The sequence below is a fragment of the Pseudoalteromonas sp. SR44-2 genome, assembly GCF_014163745.1.
In the GTDB taxonomy this organism is placed as follows: domain Bacteria; phylum Pseudomonadota; class Gammaproteobacteria; order Enterobacterales; family Alteromonadaceae; genus Pseudoalteromonas; species Pseudoalteromonas distincta.
In genome coordinates this window covers 1-15442 of the sequence record NZ_JACJDW010000054.1, presented here as the reverse complement: position 1 = coordinate 15442, position 15442 = coordinate 1, and the positions used below count along the sequence as shown (strand labels likewise).

15 protein-coding genes and 1 pseudogene are annotated in these 15442 nt (G+C 38.4%); 10 read left to right on the top strand and 6 right to left on the bottom strand.

Annotated features, from left to right (window positions below):
• Window positions 1-28: 28 nt before the first annotated feature.
• The 4 genes from H5115_RS19350 to H5115_RS19335 are packed head-to-tail and all read left to right on the top strand — an operon-like array spanning window position 29 to window position 5183.
• Window positions 29-889, top strand: coding sequence for an AAA family ATPase (locus H5115_RS19350; protein ID WP_404936128.1), 861 nt, complete (start codon window positions 29-31; stop codon window positions 887-889).
• 6 nt (window positions 890-895) lie between these two features.
• Window positions 896-1882, top strand: a complete 987-nt coding sequence (locus tag H5115_RS19345) for a DUF58 domain-containing protein (protein WP_182756872.1) — start codon at window positions 896-898, stop codon at window positions 1880-1882.
• The gene (locus H5115_RS19340) at window positions 1882-3852 is read left to right on the top strand and encodes a DUF3488 and transglutaminase-like domain-containing protein (protein WP_182756870.1); all 1971 of its coding nucleotides are present in this window, start codon (window positions 1882-1884) and stop codon (window positions 3850-3852) included. Before H5115_RS19345 ends, H5115_RS19340 begins: the two co-directional genes overlap by 1 nt.
• Window positions 3853-3860: 8 nt before the next feature.
• Window positions 3861-5183, top strand: coding sequence for a Na+/H+ antiporter family protein (locus H5115_RS19335; protein ID WP_182756868.1), 1323 nt, complete (start codon window positions 3861-3863; stop codon window positions 5181-5183).
• 271 nt (window positions 5184-5454) lie between these two features.
• Here the strand turns inward: H5115_RS19335 and H5115_RS19330 are convergent, their stop codons facing one another.
• Genes H5115_RS19330 through H5115_RS19320 form a run of 3 tightly spaced genes read right to left on the bottom strand, consistent with a single transcriptional unit; the run spans window position 5455 to window position 7560 of the window.
• Window positions 5455-5886 (bottom strand): acyl-CoA thioesterase, encoded by a 432-nt coding sequence (locus tag H5115_RS19330; RefSeq protein WP_002960891.1) that lies wholly within the window; start codon window positions 5884-5886, stop codon window positions 5455-5457.
• A gap of 5 nt (window positions 5887-5891) precedes the next feature.
• Window positions 5892-6710, bottom strand: a complete 819-nt coding sequence (locus H5115_RS19325; RefSeq protein WP_182756866.1) for a M23 family metallopeptidase — start codon at window positions 6708-6710, stop codon at window positions 5892-5894.
• Complete coding sequence (locus H5115_RS19320; RefSeq protein ID WP_182756864.1) at window positions 6703-7560, bottom strand: 6-carboxytetrahydropterin synthase; 858 nt, start codon at window positions 7558-7560, stop codon at window positions 6703-6705. The genes H5115_RS19325 and H5115_RS19320 overlap by 8 nt, the downstream gene beginning before the upstream one ends.
• A 203-nt stretch (window positions 7561-7763) precedes the next feature.
• On the opposite strand from H5115_RS19320, the gene fabA reads away from it, so the two are divergent.
• Window positions 7764-8279 (top strand): bifunctional 3-hydroxydecanoyl-ACP dehydratase/trans-2-decenoyl-ACP isomerase, encoded by a 516-nt coding sequence (gene fabA / locus H5115_RS19315; RefSeq protein WP_002960896.1) that lies wholly within the window; start codon window positions 7764-7766, stop codon window positions 8277-8279.
• Between the two features lie 66 nt (window positions 8280-8345).
• Here fabA and rmf read toward each other — a convergent pair whose 3' ends face one another.
• Window positions 8346-8516, bottom strand: coding sequence for a ribosome modulation factor (rmf, locus tag H5115_RS19310; protein ID WP_002960897.1), 171 nt, complete (start codon window positions 8514-8516; stop codon window positions 8346-8348).
• 399 nt (window positions 8517-8915) lie between these two features.
• Between rmf and H5115_RS19305 the strand changes: the two genes are divergently transcribed.
• The 3 genes from H5115_RS19305 (at window position 8916) to H5115_RS19295 (ending at window position 11082) form a co-directional block, all read left to right on the top strand.
• Window positions 8916-9551, top strand: a complete 636-nt coding sequence (locus H5115_RS19305; RefSeq protein WP_182756861.1) for a TetR/AcrR family transcriptional regulator — start codon at window positions 8916-8918, stop codon at window positions 9549-9551.
• Window positions 9552-9600: 49 nt separating this feature from the next.
• Entirely contained in the window at window positions 9601-10593 is a 993-nt protein-coding gene (locus H5115_RS19300) for an MDR family oxidoreductase (protein ID WP_182756860.1), read from the top strand.
• Between the two features lie 72 nt (window positions 10594-10665).
• Entirely contained in the window at window positions 10666-11082 is a 417-nt protein-coding gene (locus tag H5115_RS19295) for a VF530 family DNA-binding protein (RefSeq protein ID WP_024595281.1), read from the top strand.
• 98 nt (window positions 11083-11180) lie between these two features.
• Here H5115_RS19295 and H5115_RS19290 read toward each other — a convergent pair whose 3' ends face one another.
• Complete coding sequence (locus tag H5115_RS19290) at window positions 11181-11612, bottom strand: DUF3859 domain-containing protein (protein WP_182756858.1); 432 nt, start codon at window positions 11610-11612, stop codon at window positions 11181-11183.
• Between the two features lie 206 nt (window positions 11613-11818).
• Here H5115_RS19290 and H5115_RS19285 point away from each other — a divergent pair.
• Together H5115_RS19285 and H5115_RS19280 are read left to right on the top strand one after the other, a co-directional pair.
• Window positions 11819-12808, top strand: a pseudogene (locus tag H5115_RS19285) (YHYH protein).
• A 13-nt stretch (window positions 12809-12821) separates the two neighbouring features.
• Window positions 12822-13352, top strand: a complete 531-nt coding sequence (locus tag H5115_RS19280; protein ID WP_182756856.1) for a hypothetical protein — start codon at window positions 12822-12824, stop codon at window positions 13350-13352.
• A gap of 105 nt (window positions 13353-13457) precedes the next feature.
• Here the strand turns inward: H5115_RS19280 and H5115_RS19275 are convergent, their stop codons facing one another.
• Window positions 13458-15275, bottom strand: coding sequence for a protein kinase domain-containing protein (locus H5115_RS19275; protein ID WP_154903144.1), 1818 nt, complete (start codon window positions 15273-15275; stop codon window positions 13458-13460).
• Between the last annotated feature and the right edge of the window lie 167 nt (window positions 15276-15442).

The following is a 15442-nucleotide window of genomic DNA, read 5'->3' as shown; positions in this document are numbered from 1 at the left end:
TGCGATTATATAAGATCTTTCGAGTGTTATATTTGGTAAACAACAACAAATAAAACTGGCACTTACATGCTTATTTAGCGAAGGGCATTTACTCATTGAAGATTTGCCTGGCATGGGAAAAACCACTCTTTCTCATGCATTGTCAGCTGTGTTAGGTTTATCGTATCAGCGTATACAATTTACCAGTGATCTTCTCCCTGCTGATATTCTGGGTACTAATGTATTTAACTCTACCGAGCACAGTTTTACGTTTCATAAAGGCCCTATTTTTAGCCAAGTTGTTTTAGCTGATGAAATAAACCGCGCAGGGCCCAAAACACAAAGTGCGTTGCTTGAAGCAATGGAAGAGCAACAAGTAACAGTCGATGGAAAAAAATATACGCTGCCAAATCCATTTTTTGTGATAGCAACACAAAACCCGCTTTATCAATCAGGTACCTACCCGTTACCTGAGTCGCAATTAGACCGATTTTTAATGCGCATTAGCTTAGGTTTTCCACCTAAAGAAGCCGAAAAACGCTTAATTTTGAATATGCAAAAACGAGATTACAGCCAATTACCTAAGCGTATTAACCAACAAGAGTTAGCGGCAATTCAAACTCAGATAAGCCAAATTACTTTAAGTAGCCCGGTTATTGACTACATTATAGAGCTTGTTAATTACACACGCACAAGCAACGCTTTTGCATCATCGTTATCACCTCGTGCTAGTATGGCTCTGGCTAAAGCAGCTAGGTCGTGGGCCTTTATTGATGGTCGTGATTTTGTAATGCCAGAAGATGTTCAAGCCGTATTTGCAAGTGTGTGTCAGCATCGATTAGGTTTGCATAATGAGTCAGGTGAAGCACAAGTAAACGATATTTTAAAAAACGTATTAGTTCCGGTATAAACTTTTATGCCAAAAAAAACAGCTAAGCGCCCTTCTTTATTTAAGTCATTTAAGCAAAGTGTATTTAATAAGTTATTAAAAAATAAACATTTAAAAAACTCAATTACACTTGAACACAGAACAATTTATGTATTGCCATCATCCCTTGGTTGGTACTTTATAGTTGTAGCTATTTTAAACTTTGTGATGGGCATTAATTATCAAAATAATTTAATTTTAATAATGTCTTATCTTATGTTTGTGGTAATGATTATTGCTGTATTAATGGGCTACAGTAACGCTAAAGGCTTAACAGTTAAATTTAAAGATGCATTTAACAGCTACGCTCCTCAAAAACCGAGTATTATATTTGAATTACAAAGCCCTTCTGTTACCCAATCTATTAATTTAACATATCAAGGTAGTGAGCAGACTTACAAACATACCGGCCAAGTTGATAGTAAAACTCAGTTACTTACACTCCACTTACCCTATAGCTCACGCGGTAAGTACTCAGTGCAACGTATTAAAATAGCGAGTAACTATCCCTTTGGTTTGATAACTGTTTGGAGCTACATTCAATTACAAGAAGAAGTATTTGTATATCCGTCGCTTGAACAGGTTCACTGTGATGCGCATGTTTCTATGCTTGATGAGCAAGCCGATAAAGGTATTTCTACACAATCTGGTAGCGAAGAGTTTGAGTCTCTTATCCCACACTTACCTGAGATGGGCTTGCAAAGAGTGTCGTGGAAGCATTACGCAAAAACACAGCAGTTGTTAGTTAAAGAGTTTGTAGACTTTAAAACAGCAAATGCGCTCTTCGATTTTACGTTAATGAATGGAGATACAGAACAACGTTTAAGCCAGTTATGCTTTTTAGTGTGTGAAGCAACCGAGAAAAACACCCCTTTTATGTTAAAGCTACCGAATAAAACAATAAATACAAATACCGGACAGCAACATAAGCAGCAATGCTTAGAATTATTATGCTCATTTAATGGTGATGTGTAATGGACATACTTAAAAATGAAAAAGTAATAAATTATTCGCTGTCTTTTATATATGCATGTTTGATTGTATTTTTTGTATCACATTTACCGCTTGTTTTTGTAGGTGTACTTTCACTTATTTGTGCATGGAATTTTTACATAACGCTGAGTAATAAACCAAAGCCAAATGCTTGGCTGGCAAATATACTCGCAGGTATGTCACTAGGTTTAATGCTCTACACAGTAGGCATGTCGGATACGGTTATTTTATTTGTGGCCATGCTGCTACTTGCTAGTTTATTTAAGCTGCTGCAGGCTAAAACCAAAAAACACTATCATGTAATTACAACGCTTACGTTTTTTTCACTCTCATCGGTCTATTTATTTAACCAAAGCATTTTAACGACTTTAACTGTAAGTAGTTTATACATATTAAACTTTGCAGTACTTGGCTTACTCGAATCCAAACATAATTTAAAAATCGCCTCTAAGCAAAGTGGTAAATTGCTACTTTTAGCACTTCCTTTAGCTATATTTTTATTGCTTTTTTTACCAAAAATGCCCGCCTTTTGGCAGCTACCTGGACCTAAGCTTGCTAAAACAGGGCTTTCTGAACAAGTCGATCCTTTCGATATTGCTAAGCTTTCAAACTCAGATGAACTTGTGTTTAGAGCTAAATTTAATAAAGAAAAGCCTGTAGCGCCTTATTATTGGCGAGCAATAGTCCATGATGAGTTTAATGGCAATGCGTGGCTTACGTCTGACTTTTTAAAATATAATAATGTAAAAACAAATACGCAGAGCGAAAATGATGAGCAACTTATTGCAAGCTACTCAGTTATTACAGAGCCAGCTACACAAAAATGGCTCTATGGTTTAGCGTATTCCAGTAGTAACTCACAAAATGTTGAAGGTAATTCGCTAGGTTTATTACGTAAAAAAAGTCGCCAAGCTAAAAACTTACAATACGATGTAAATAGCTTTAAATTCACAACTTTACCGCTTGGCGAATTTGAAGAAAAACGCTACAAATACCTCGCTTATAAAAAGAATGTAAAAACATCATCACTTGCTAAAAACTTAAAGCAAAATACACTCTCTGACCGCGAGTTCTACAATAGCTTATTACAATACTTTGCAGGTACGGGATTTACTTACACATTAACACCTACGCCTATGAGTGGCGATAACACCATAGACCAATTTTTATTTGATAACCAACGTGGATTTTGTGGTCATTATGCAAGCGCCGCTGCGTACATTTTTAGAACCGCAGGTATACCCGCTCGATTAGTAAGTGGCTATTTAGGCGGTGAATTAAACCAAGATAATAATACGCTCACTGTTCGCCAGTACGACGCACATGCATGGGTAGAAGTATATTTACAAAACGAGGGTTGGGTTATTTTTGATGCAACCGCTGTTGTCGCACCAGAGCGTTTAAATGGCTCGCTTTCGCAAAACGAAGAGCTGAATGACGAATTTAAAAGTAATCTTGATTTTGGTTTAATGAGTTTAAGTAATTTCCCTGCTATTAATTGGTTAAGGTTGGAACTTGAAAACCTCGATTATCAATGGTCTAGCTGGGTACTTGGTTTTGACGAAGAAAAACAAAATGATTTTTTAAAATCAATTTTTGGTAGTAAAAATATTTGGCTTGTACCATTAATGGTTTTACTAACAGCTGGTTTTTGTTTTATAGGTTATTTTATTTATTTAAACTTGCCAAAACGCCCAGCTAAATTAGCGCCTATGGTTAAAGAGTTTTATGAAGTAAAAGCATGGGCAAAAAAACAAAAAATAAATACACCCGATAATTTAACACCGAGTCAGCAGTTAGACTTTTTTGCTGATCAACTTCCTCATTCTGCACAATCCATAAACACTTTTAGGCAGTTATTTAACCAAGTACGCTATGGTAAAAAACCTTTTACGAAAGAGCGTAAAACTCAGGCTAAAGATCTGATAAAATTAATTAAAATTTCCAAATAGAGAATACTATGAATGCTGTTGTTATAGGCGTTATTTTAATGCTCGGGCTATCTCTGGCTCGCGTTAACGTCATTGTTGCCATGATCATAAGCGCGTTAGTTGCAGGTCTTACTGCAGGCTTGGGCATAAAAGAAAGTGTTGATGCGTTTAATTCTGGCCTTTCAGCTGGAGCTGAAATTGCACTAAGTTATGCTATGCTCGGCGCGTTTGCCGTTGCTATTTCTAAGTCGGGTTTAACACGCATTCTCGCTGATAAGCTACTTGCTAAAGTAAATGCAAAAGACAGCGGTAATGAAACATTTTTAAGTTACTTCATTTTATTAATTATTTTAGGTTGTGCAATTTCTTCGCAAAACTTAGTGCCTGTTCACATAGCGTTTATTCCTATTTTAATCCCGCCGTTACTCGTGGTTTTTAATCAGTTAAGATTAGACAGACGTGCTATAGCGTGTATTTTAACATTTGGATTAGCAACGTCTTACATGGTGCTACCTTATGGTTTTGGCGGTATTTACTTATATTCTATTTTGCATAAAAACCTGGTTGATAACGGCCTAGATATTGTAAATACCCAAGTCCCTATGGCGATGATAATTCCTGCATTAGGTATGTTTATTGGATTACTTATTGCGGTATTTATTACCTATAAAAAACGCCGTGAATACACAGTGCAGCCATTAACAACTCAGAGTAAATCGGCTGATGTCGAAAACCCTAAAAAAGTAATGGTTGTAGGGCTTTTTGCAGTACTTGCCTCACTTGTTGCACAAAACCTAAGTGGCTCAATGATTTTAGGTGGCTTAGTAGGTGTAATGATATTTAGTGTTTTTGGTGTAGTTAAGTGGGAAGAAAACGGCGACGTATTTAGCAAAGGCGTTGCGATGATGGCCATGATTGGCTTTATTATGATATCGGCACAAGGCTTTGCATCTGTTATGCAAGCCACTGGCGATGTAGCAAGCTTAGTGCACAGCACGGCCGCTCTTTTTGATGGTAATAAACCCCTTGCTGCCGGTGTTATTTTGTTAGTCGGGTTATTAATTACAATGGGAATTGGTAGTTCGTTTTCAACAGTGCCAATTATTGCAACTTTGTTTGTTCCTTTGTGCTTAGACCTCGGGTTTTCTGTTATGGCTACCGCTGCACTGGTTGGTACTGCGGGCGCTTTAGGTGATGCGGGCTCCCCTGCTTCAGACTCAACGCTTGGCCCAACATCAGGTTTAAATGCCGATGGCCAGCACGACCATATTAGAGACTCTGTTATTCCAACGTTTATTCACTTTAACATTCCGCTGCTGATATTTGGCTGGATTGCAGCAATGGTGCTTTAAGATGTATTTTTGTAAGTATTAGCAAGTGTAATTAAAAGCTAAATATAACTAAGAAGGTATGTTAAAAGCATACCTTTTTAGTATCCAAAACCAACAACGCTCACCCCTATTAATTCCCCCAAGTTTGATGATCTTTTAGTTAATATCAGCTCTGCTGTTGAGAGTTATATTTAACAAATAATTAGTATGATGTGTTCTTTAAGGGGGTTTATATAAGCACCAATTAAGGTGCTTATATAAATTTACTTTAGCGTATATTCAAAGCTTTAAATTAATCAAAACCATAAATCATTTTATCGCATACTACCGGCGTCGGTCTGTGGTTATCATCAACTGCAACAAACGTAAAGCTGCCACTAATGGCTGAATGTTTATCGTCTTTGTGCATGGTTTCTAATAGTATATCTACGTCAACTTTTAAGCTGGTGTTGCCTACATGCACTACTTTAGCTATTAACTCTGCAAAAGTACCTGCTGGTATGGCTTCTTTAAAGTCGACTCTATCAGATGATATAGTTACCAAAGGCTTACGGCAAAAACGAGTCGCTGCTATAAATGCCACTTCATCCATCCACGCCAGTGCATCACCACCAAATAAAGTATTGTGATGATTAGTACGCCCTGGAAACACGGTTTTAGTTACCGATGTGGTTGAGTCTTCAATACGCTGAGCAATTATTGCATCGCGATTTACGTCAGTCATAATCTCTACTTTTTGTTTGCTAATGTATCTTGCATTAGTAATGCAGGATCAAGGCGTTCGCCTTTCCAGTTAAAACGCCAATCTAAGTGAGGACCCGTTACACGCCCTGTTGCACCTATTTCAGCTACTTTGTTACCTTGCTCAATTTTATCACCTACTTTTACATCAAGCTTACTTAAGTGAATGTAAGTTGAGGTAATACCGTGGCCATGATCAATAATTAATGTACCGCCAGAATAGTATAAATCAGGTTCAGCAAATACCACGGTACCACTAATAGGCGCGTAAATAGGAGAGCCCGTTTTATTGGCAATATCTAAGCCAAAGTGCGGACGACGAGGCTCGCCATTAAAATAACGCTGGCTACCATAAACACCCGATATGCGCCCTTCTGCAGGCTTTAGCACAGGGTCTAAAAAGTACAATAAATCAGAGTCTACTTCTCTGGCTTTTCGTACCGCAACGGCTTCGCGGCTTATACGCGCACTAACTTCTTTTGGCGGAGAGACATATTTTTTAGCTACGCCGGTAATTTTATCAATTTTATATTCGCGCTTAGTGATAGCTATTGGCTGAGAATGCGATTTACCGTTGTTATCCACCCATTTTAAAGTATGAGTAGTTTCAGCGTCACGACCAAAACCAAATACAAAATCACCCTTTGGTGAAAGTTTTAAGCTTTTGCCATCTAAGCTTACTGATTTAGCGTTTTCTAGCTTTCCAGTAACTAAACCGCCTTGTGTTAAATGCCCTTTTAACTCAAGCGCCATAGCACTAAAGCTAGCAGAGGCAACAAGCGCTGTTGCTAAAAGTGTTTTAAACATAACTAATCGATCCTTTTCCAACACCTTCATAAGCGGTTACTTTCACTGCTTGTTCTGGGTATTGGGCTTTAATTTGACCTGCTACATGTTCAGCAATACATTCTACAGTAGTATCTACTGGCAAAATGTCGCAACGAGACTCGCTAATAGCCATTTCAAAGTAGCCTTGTGCCGATGTATAAGCAAAACATACATCACCCGCTTTAGCTGTTATGTGTTTTAAATCAGCTGCGTTAATTTGATCTTCACTGGTGGCTAAGTAAATATCTTCCCACTTTTGAGACCATTCTTTTTGCAAGCGCGGCATAGAGATACCATCTAGGCTAATACCAATTTGAGAACGATGCCCATGAATAATGCGCTGGCAATTACCGTCATGCTTTTTAAGGCCATGGCTGTAATGATAATAAAAACTTTGGCTGTGCTCAGGCTTGAGAGACAGCTCAATTTTTTCAATGTTATCTGGTAGCTTCGGTAAAATAGTCGCAATTAAAAATTCGGTAACCGATTCAACCGTTACTTCGTCTGCGTTAATCATGCAGTAAGCTTGATGAGGGGCGCTCATAGCTAAGTGATTATTTTCACCAAATGTACAGTCGAGTGTTTTATGCTCGTCAAATTCAGATACAGTGCCATTAAGCCCTGTAGGAATTGCTAAACGGTGATCAATACACTCATCTATAATGCCTTTAATTTGCTTTTTAACTAAACCAAAATCTAAAACCATAGACTCTTCGTTAAGTTTACCGTGCAAAGTTAAATCAACAATCCAGCTCTCGCCAACGGCGCCGCGTTTGTTACATAAGTAAGAAAAATCAATCACAGTTAGTGAGTTAACAAAAAGGATCATAAACTTCCTTTAGACTGGTTATAAGACAGCGTTAATTATAATGATTTCTGATTGTAATTGCGCGGTTTTATAGTGCAAAAACCAATCGCGTTGATTGATTGATGATTTAATATGCAATATTTTGATTTTTTAACTGCTCCGAGTTGTTTAGCGTACAAGTGTACGCTAAAGTACTTGGCAATTTCTAAGCGAAGATAAGTGTTATGGAACCTAAAAATAGCTATACAAAAGAAGAGTTGATCCTGTGTGGTCAAGGTGAAATGTTTGGTGAAGGTAACTGCCGTTTACCAAGTGACAACATGTTAATGATGGATCGCATTACCTCAATTACTGCTGATGGCGGTATTCATGGGAAAGGCGAAATTGTTGCTGAGCTTGATATTGACCCTAGCCTTTGGTTTTTCGATTGTCATTTTAAAGGCGACCCAGTAATGCCAGGTTGTTTAGGTTTAGATGCTATGTGGCAACTAGTTGGTTTTTACTTAGGTTGGTCTGGTGGCCCTGGTCTTGGCCGTGCGCTAGGTGTGGGTGAAGTTAAATTTACTGGCCAAATTTTACCAACTAATAAAAAAGTAACTTACCGCCTTGTAATGAAACGCGTGATTAAACGTAAATTGTTCATGGGCGTTGCAGATGGCACTGTAGAAGTAGATGGCCGAGTAATCTACGAAGCAAAAGATTTAAAAGTGGGCTTGTTCCAAGACACTAGCGCGTTTTAATTTTTTAAATGCGTACAAAAAGGCCTCCAATGTGGAGGCCTTTTTGCTTAAATTCGATTCTTGATTTTAGGTTTTATACATGTTGCGGTTTTCAATCGCTTCACGCCAACCTCCTAACCACTCTGATTTGGGATCTACTTGTTGATAAGGGCATAGCTCTTTTGAGCGACCTGCTAAACCTGCTTTAAAACCTTGAGAATGAGCTCTTTCTAAACGATCTCTTTTCTGTCTCTTCATCGGTAATATCCTCACCTTTTTATTTATATATTGTGTAGCATTAGTGAAATCTACATTTAATGAATAGTTAATAAAAATGTAAAACTCAAATCGCAAAAGCAATTAAATTGTTTGACTTTAACTAAGCTGCTGATGCAAAAATGAATTAACATTTAAAAAAGTAAGTGGTCATACAACATTTAATTTGACCGGTTTTATGCTAAATAAAATGCGACTCAATAATCGCTAAAAAGCACTTATGTGCTTTATTTGTGACCGACTAATATTGACTAAGTTCCAAACAAAAATGTAATCGTGACACTTTTATTTCAGTTATTCTTATTCACCCGATTTGCATTCTTTTTAAACAATTTAATATTATACTTGATTATTTAAAGTCGATCGGTCTAATATAGCGGAATGAACAAAAATACATCAACACCAATACGACGTGGTCGCCCACCTAAAATAGCCAGAGAGAACGCCGATACCAAAGCGTTACTTATTCGCACGGGCCTAGAAACCTTAACTGAATTTGGCTTTAGCGCCACGGGGCTCGATACTATTTTAAAAAAAGCGGCTGTACCTAAAGGCTCTTTTTATCATTACTTTAAAAGTAAAGAAGCCTACGGCATTGCCCTAGTTGATGCATACGACAGTTACTTTATTGCAAAGCTTACCCATTACCTACAGCAAGAAGATGTTCCCCCACTTGAGCGAATCGTTAATTTTACCCAAAGCGCAATTAAAGGAATGAAAAAATACGATTACAAACGTGGCTGTTTAGTAGGTAACTTAAATCAAGAGCTTAACCATTTAAGTGATGAGTTTAAAACCAGATTAATGCAAAGCTACACCGCTTGGCAAAACCAGGTAGAGGTTTGCTTACACCAAGCTAAGCAACAAGGCACTATTGCAAGCCATGTAAATACAAAATTGATGAGTGAGTACTTTTGGATTGGCTGGGAAGGTGCGGTTATGCGCGCCAAGCTCACAAAATCAAATACTCCACTTACTTTGTATACAGAAATGTTTTTACGCGCATTATTAACCTAATGCGTTTTTATTTACCAATTAAAAGACGATCGGTCTAAAAGGATGTCCCATGAGTAACCCAATTAAAGCCATTGTTATTAATAAAGAAGATAATAACTACAGCGCCTCATTATCGACTATCGAAAGCAGTGATTTACCAAACGAAAACGTATCTATCGACGTGCTATACAGTACACTTAACTATAAAGATGGTTTAGCAATTACGGGGAAAGGCCCCGTTGTACGCAGTTTTCCTATGGTGCCAGGTATCGATTTAGTGGGCACGGTTACAAATTCCACCAGCGATGAATTTAAAAATGGCGATAACGTAATATTAAATGGCTTTGGTGTAGGCGAAAAACATTGGGGCGGGCTTGCTCAAAAAGCGGCACTTAATAGCGATTGGCTAATCCCCTTGCCTGCAGGTATTTCACCAAAACAAGCGATGCAAATAGGAACTGCGGGTTATACCGCTATGCTAAGTGTTATAGCACTTGAAAAACAAGGTATTACGCCTGAGTCTGGCGAAATACTGGTAACCGGTGCCAATGGTGGCGTAGGCAGCTTTGCTATTTTTTTATTAAACCAGCTTGGTTACAACGTAACAGCAGCAACAGGTCGATTAGATCAAAGTGAGTATTTAAAAGAGTTAGGTGCTAAACAGGTAATTGACAGAAATGAGCTTTCAAACCCTGGTAAGCCTTTACAAAAAGAGCGCTTTGCAGCGGCAATAGATTCTGTAGGTAGCCATACACTTGCCAATATTTGTGCATCATTAAAATATGGTGGTGTAGTAACCGCCTGCGGACTTGCCCAAGGTATGGATTTACCTGCATCTGTAGCACCCTTTATACTACGTGGTGTGTCACTAATAGGCATTGATAGCGTAATGCGCCCTAAAGCCGACAGAATTGAAGCGTGGGATCGTTTAGCTAAATTAGTAAGCGCCGATTATTTAGATAAAATTTCGACTGAAATATCACTAGAACACGTAATTGATAACGCAGAGCTACTTATGCAAGGCAAAATTCGCGGTCGTGTTGTAGTTAATTGTCAAAGTTAAGCTATTTACACTGTTAAAGCCTCGTTATTAAATTTATAATGCAATTTGTATTTTAATTACGAGGCAACACCTATGAGCAACCAAGAACTTTTCAGTAATAATCCACTGCAAGGCGTTAAATTAGAACAAGTGGTTGAAGAGCTGGTTGAACAATACGGGTGGGAACTCCTACACGCTTATTTACAACTTAACTGCTTTAAAAACAATCCTGATATAAAGTCAGCGGTTAAATTTTTACGTAAAACACAATGGGCACAAGAAAAAGTAGATAACTTTTACCTTTATCGTCTTAAAAACTTACCTAAGCCTGATGATGTGCAATACGAATTACCGCCACGCGATCGTGTGATCCCAGCTGATCATAAACCTGGTGAGCCATGTGAATTAAGTTTTAGTGATGCGAAACGTATTATGGAAAAAAAAGCAACAAAGCAACGTGCTCGTGATCGTAAACAACGCTCTAATTCTAGTAATCCTTGGGGTAACTAAACACTCTAATTTATTTTTGTAGAGCTATTTTAAATGGCTCTACAACTCTCTTTTATTAATTTTTACTACATCCCCGCCATATAGCTAACAAATAGAAATCAGTACCCTCGGTTTTTCCAAAAATCAGTTTCAGTACGCTCTGCCTCTAATGCCACCTTAAAAGTTTTATCAGCAATAATTTTCCCATTTAGCTCAATCGTCATACGCCAATCACCCAATTTATTCTCTATTGGCAACCAAAGCGTGTCGCCTAAATAAAAGTTCCAATCACTGTTTTTAATGTATACATCGCCTTCAAAGGGGTCCATTACACCCCCGTCACTGTCTGGAATATCTGGATGGTATATACAATAGTGAAGCTTTTCGCCTTTACCCTTTTTAATATTTACGATTAAGCCAAACTCAACATCTACCTCAGCTATTACATTTGTTGTAAATTGCTCTATTTGTGGCAATGCTTTACTTTCGCTGTCCCACTTAGAGTAAATACCGTGACTTTGTAACGTCACTACAGGTTTTGTTTTAACCATTAAGGTAACCTTTTATATTAGCTATTTTTGCATTAGTTTAACTTTTTGAAATTTTAAAATAAAACACAATCCAATAAAGTTAAATCTCAACTTAGCTTTAATACTTCGCCTATTTACATCATTGCTAATTTGTCATCATTGTTTACACACTATTTGCACAATTGCTGATTATTGTTTAAGTAACTTAATTGATAAGGTAGGCAGCAATGAAACTACACGCACTTAATATTAAAAACTCAAATAGGGTAAATGCTATAAAGCTAAGCACCTTGGCTCTAGTTGTTTTATCGTTAATTGCTTGCGGAGGTGGAGAAGGCATAGTTGATACCTCAACAACTACAGATTCATCATCAACCACCTCAGATAACGGTACAGGTACGAGTAGCTCAACCCAAGGCGTGTTTTGTGAATATAACGAGTCAGAATCAGTACAAGCCACCAGCGCCGCAGATTGGTCATGCACAGGAACTACACGCGACTTAGTCGCTAATGGTATACCTGATCACGAAGTAGGTACATTCCCTAATGCCGATAACCCAAATACTATTTCTGAACAATTAGTAATTTAAAGCTACACACTTGAGCCTGTAGAAACAACACAAGCAACCATGCTTGGTGGCCCTCGCGGAATCATAGGTGTTGTACTTAACGGAATTAAAATAGACGCCGGCACAGGCGGAAGTTGCGATGATTCAGGCACCGATTGCGATTTAGGCGACAACAGCGGTAATTGGAATATAGAAGCCTTAAGCCAAGACACGTTTAGTTTTGGAACAGACGACAACAATGCACACGTACAACCCGATGGCACATATCATTATCATGGTATGCCTGAAGGCTTTGTAATACTGCGAGGTGGTAATAGCTCCACTATGACTCTAATAGGCTGGGCAGCAGACGGCTTTCCTATTTATGCACGTTACGGCTATTTAGACTCAAATGATGCAACTTCAGCGCTAACCGTAATGACCGGTAGCTACCAACACATAACATCTGTAAGCGCAAACCGCCCTTCTACCGATATATATCCACTAGGTACATTTGCACAAGATTGGGAATACGTAGCAGGCTCTGGTGATTTAGATGAATGTAATGGCCGCGTTGGCGTAACACCTGAGTTTCCTCAAGGGATATACCACTACTACGCAACAGACACTTATCCGTTTTTTCAACGCTGCGTTAAAGGCGAAGTTTAATTAGGAGTAAGTTATGCCTTATATGAAAAATTATCTGTTAAGTGTGTCAACATTGGGCTTATTGAGCACATCAACATTAGCAAATGCGCATTTAATGGTTGCAGATCACGGTACGCTGAATTTTGTTGATAATAACGTGTTTATTGTGCTTTCAATCCCTATGTCGGCTTTTAAAGGGATTGATGAAAACAAGGATGGCAAAGTGTCAATAATTGAGTTTAACGCTCATAAAAAACTAATAACTAAGCGAGTTAAAAAGAACGTTTATTTAGCGGAACATCAGTATAAATTTACTATTGACGGACTTTTGCTAAACCCAGAAGCGTCGCATAAACATAAAAGCGACAATATAGACCAAGTAACCATTACTGGGCGCTACTCTTTGCCAAGTAAACTAACCAAAGTTAACTTTAACGTTAAGCTATTTAGTAACAATGAGCACAAGCAGCATTATCAAATTACAGCGACTAATAAAACGCAAAAGCTAACTCATCAATTTGAGCTATCACCAACGTCGCCCTTTAGTAAGGTGTTTAATAATTAGTAATACTTACCTAAATAATTAAGTGGCAAAGAGTACAAGTTAAACCAATTTGTGCTGTTTTTATCTTTGTCTTGTTATTTAACACTCTTTAGTGAAGGGTTCTTTCTATAAAGATACAAGCTTGGGGTTTTTAGGAAAATAATGCTCTTGTTGCTGCTCACATAAACTAAACTCACGGGTGTTTTTATATGGTAACTTCATAAAGCCCGCAACACCCACGTCCGTAATATTTACTGCGTATTGCATAAGCTTATTTAGCAAACGTTTAAACTCAACCTCTTTGCTCGAATCGAGTAAGCGGTAGTAATGGTGAATCTTCATTCTGTCAGGCAGTGCTTCAAAAATAATACACCCCGTATGATGAATTTGGTTAAGCTCAAATACGCATTTAATAACTTTTTTAGGTAGCTGTAGTTGCTCATCAGGGTCTTTACCGTCTTCAAAGTATGAATGCGGGCGGGTTATGTCGTTTGCTTTCATGCTTACAACTTCGTATTCAAGCTCTGGTAGGCTATCAAACTTAAATGCACCGGTGCCATCTCGCTCTAACTGAATGGTTTTACGGGCATCAAACAAACAACACTTAAATAACCCTTTTTGATTAATCGCTTGGGCAAGCATCACTGTGTTATTAATCGCATCACTAAAGGCATCACCCAATGATTCGTCATGCATAATTAAAGACGATTCAACAAACATTGACTCATCCTTCCAATGAAAACTAAGCCCACCTACTACAGGGTACTTAGCTAATCGGCTTATTGATGCTAAAAAAGCTTTTTCGGTATCGCCTGTATCAAACAAAAACTCTTTATAATAACGGTCAAGTTGCGCGTCGTTTATATCTAGTAATTGCTGGTTATGATCGGCTTGGCGTAAAAACTGTTTTCGTGAACTATATACCACCGTGTCGGGCTGCTCGTCGTTGCCATACCAAAAAGGGATATCTGCTTTTCTTTGTTTTTTATCAAGCTCAGGTAAATACATTTTGGCCATAGTTGTAATGTTACGCATAAAGTAATCACCAGCACCATCACGTATGGCCTTACTTTTTGACAGCATGCCATCAATCACCTTAGCCAGCTCTTTTGGGAGCCCTAAGCTGCTTGCAGGGATGGCTTGCGCACCAAAGCGGCACGACTGCGCCGACGCTAACGCATACAACGTAGCGGCTACACCTTGTTCGTCAAATCGTGGGGATGACTGCTCCCCCGACATTTGCGCTTCGCCAATAAAGTACACATCGCCCATACGGGCATTCGTTGTGCTTAAATCGCCCGACATTAAATCCATAAAGTTACTGGCAACAGGGTTACCATCACTATCGAGCTGTGCATACACAGAGCTGCCCCAATCCACTAACGAAAGCGCGTCAGTGTTTGCATCCCAAACAAGGTTTGAAGGTTTTATATCGCCATGCACTATAGGTTGTGGGCTAACGCCGTTTTTGTGACTACGTAAATCAATTAATACATTACGTAACCTAACAGCTAACGCCATTATTTGCGCGGCACTAAAGCGCCCTGTTTTAAGCGATACTTTTTCAAGGTCCTCTCCAATGGCGCGAGCCATCATTAAAATCCCTTGTTTTTTAATTCGCTCAAATGCATAAAAAGTAGGCACTAAAGGGTTATTAATTTGCGAAAGCATATACGCTTCGTCTTCTAGGCGGTCACGTACACTTTGGGCAAGTGTAATACGCGAAAACTTAAATACCCAAGGTAAGCCGTTATCGTCATCACCTGCAAACACAAAACCAAAAGCACCCGAGCCAATCATTTCAACGTTTTTGTAGCCCAGCAGTGTTAGCTGCTTAATACAAATATTAAGCCACTGGCGGTGTTTTTTAGCATCGCGATGCGAAAGCAAATAAACAGATTGCTCTTCGTTGATATAAAAATTACGGATTTCTTTGGCTTTCAATACAAGTACTCAAATTTATAAAACTAACTAGGGCGTGTTGATCTTTGTGGATTGAAATTTGTTCAATCTAGGGGCGATTAAATCGCGGCGCGAGGTTTGTAACCTAGTGGGCTAAGTAAACTAGTGGGCTAAGTAAAAACCGAGCAACAAAGAGTTAATCGTCCCTA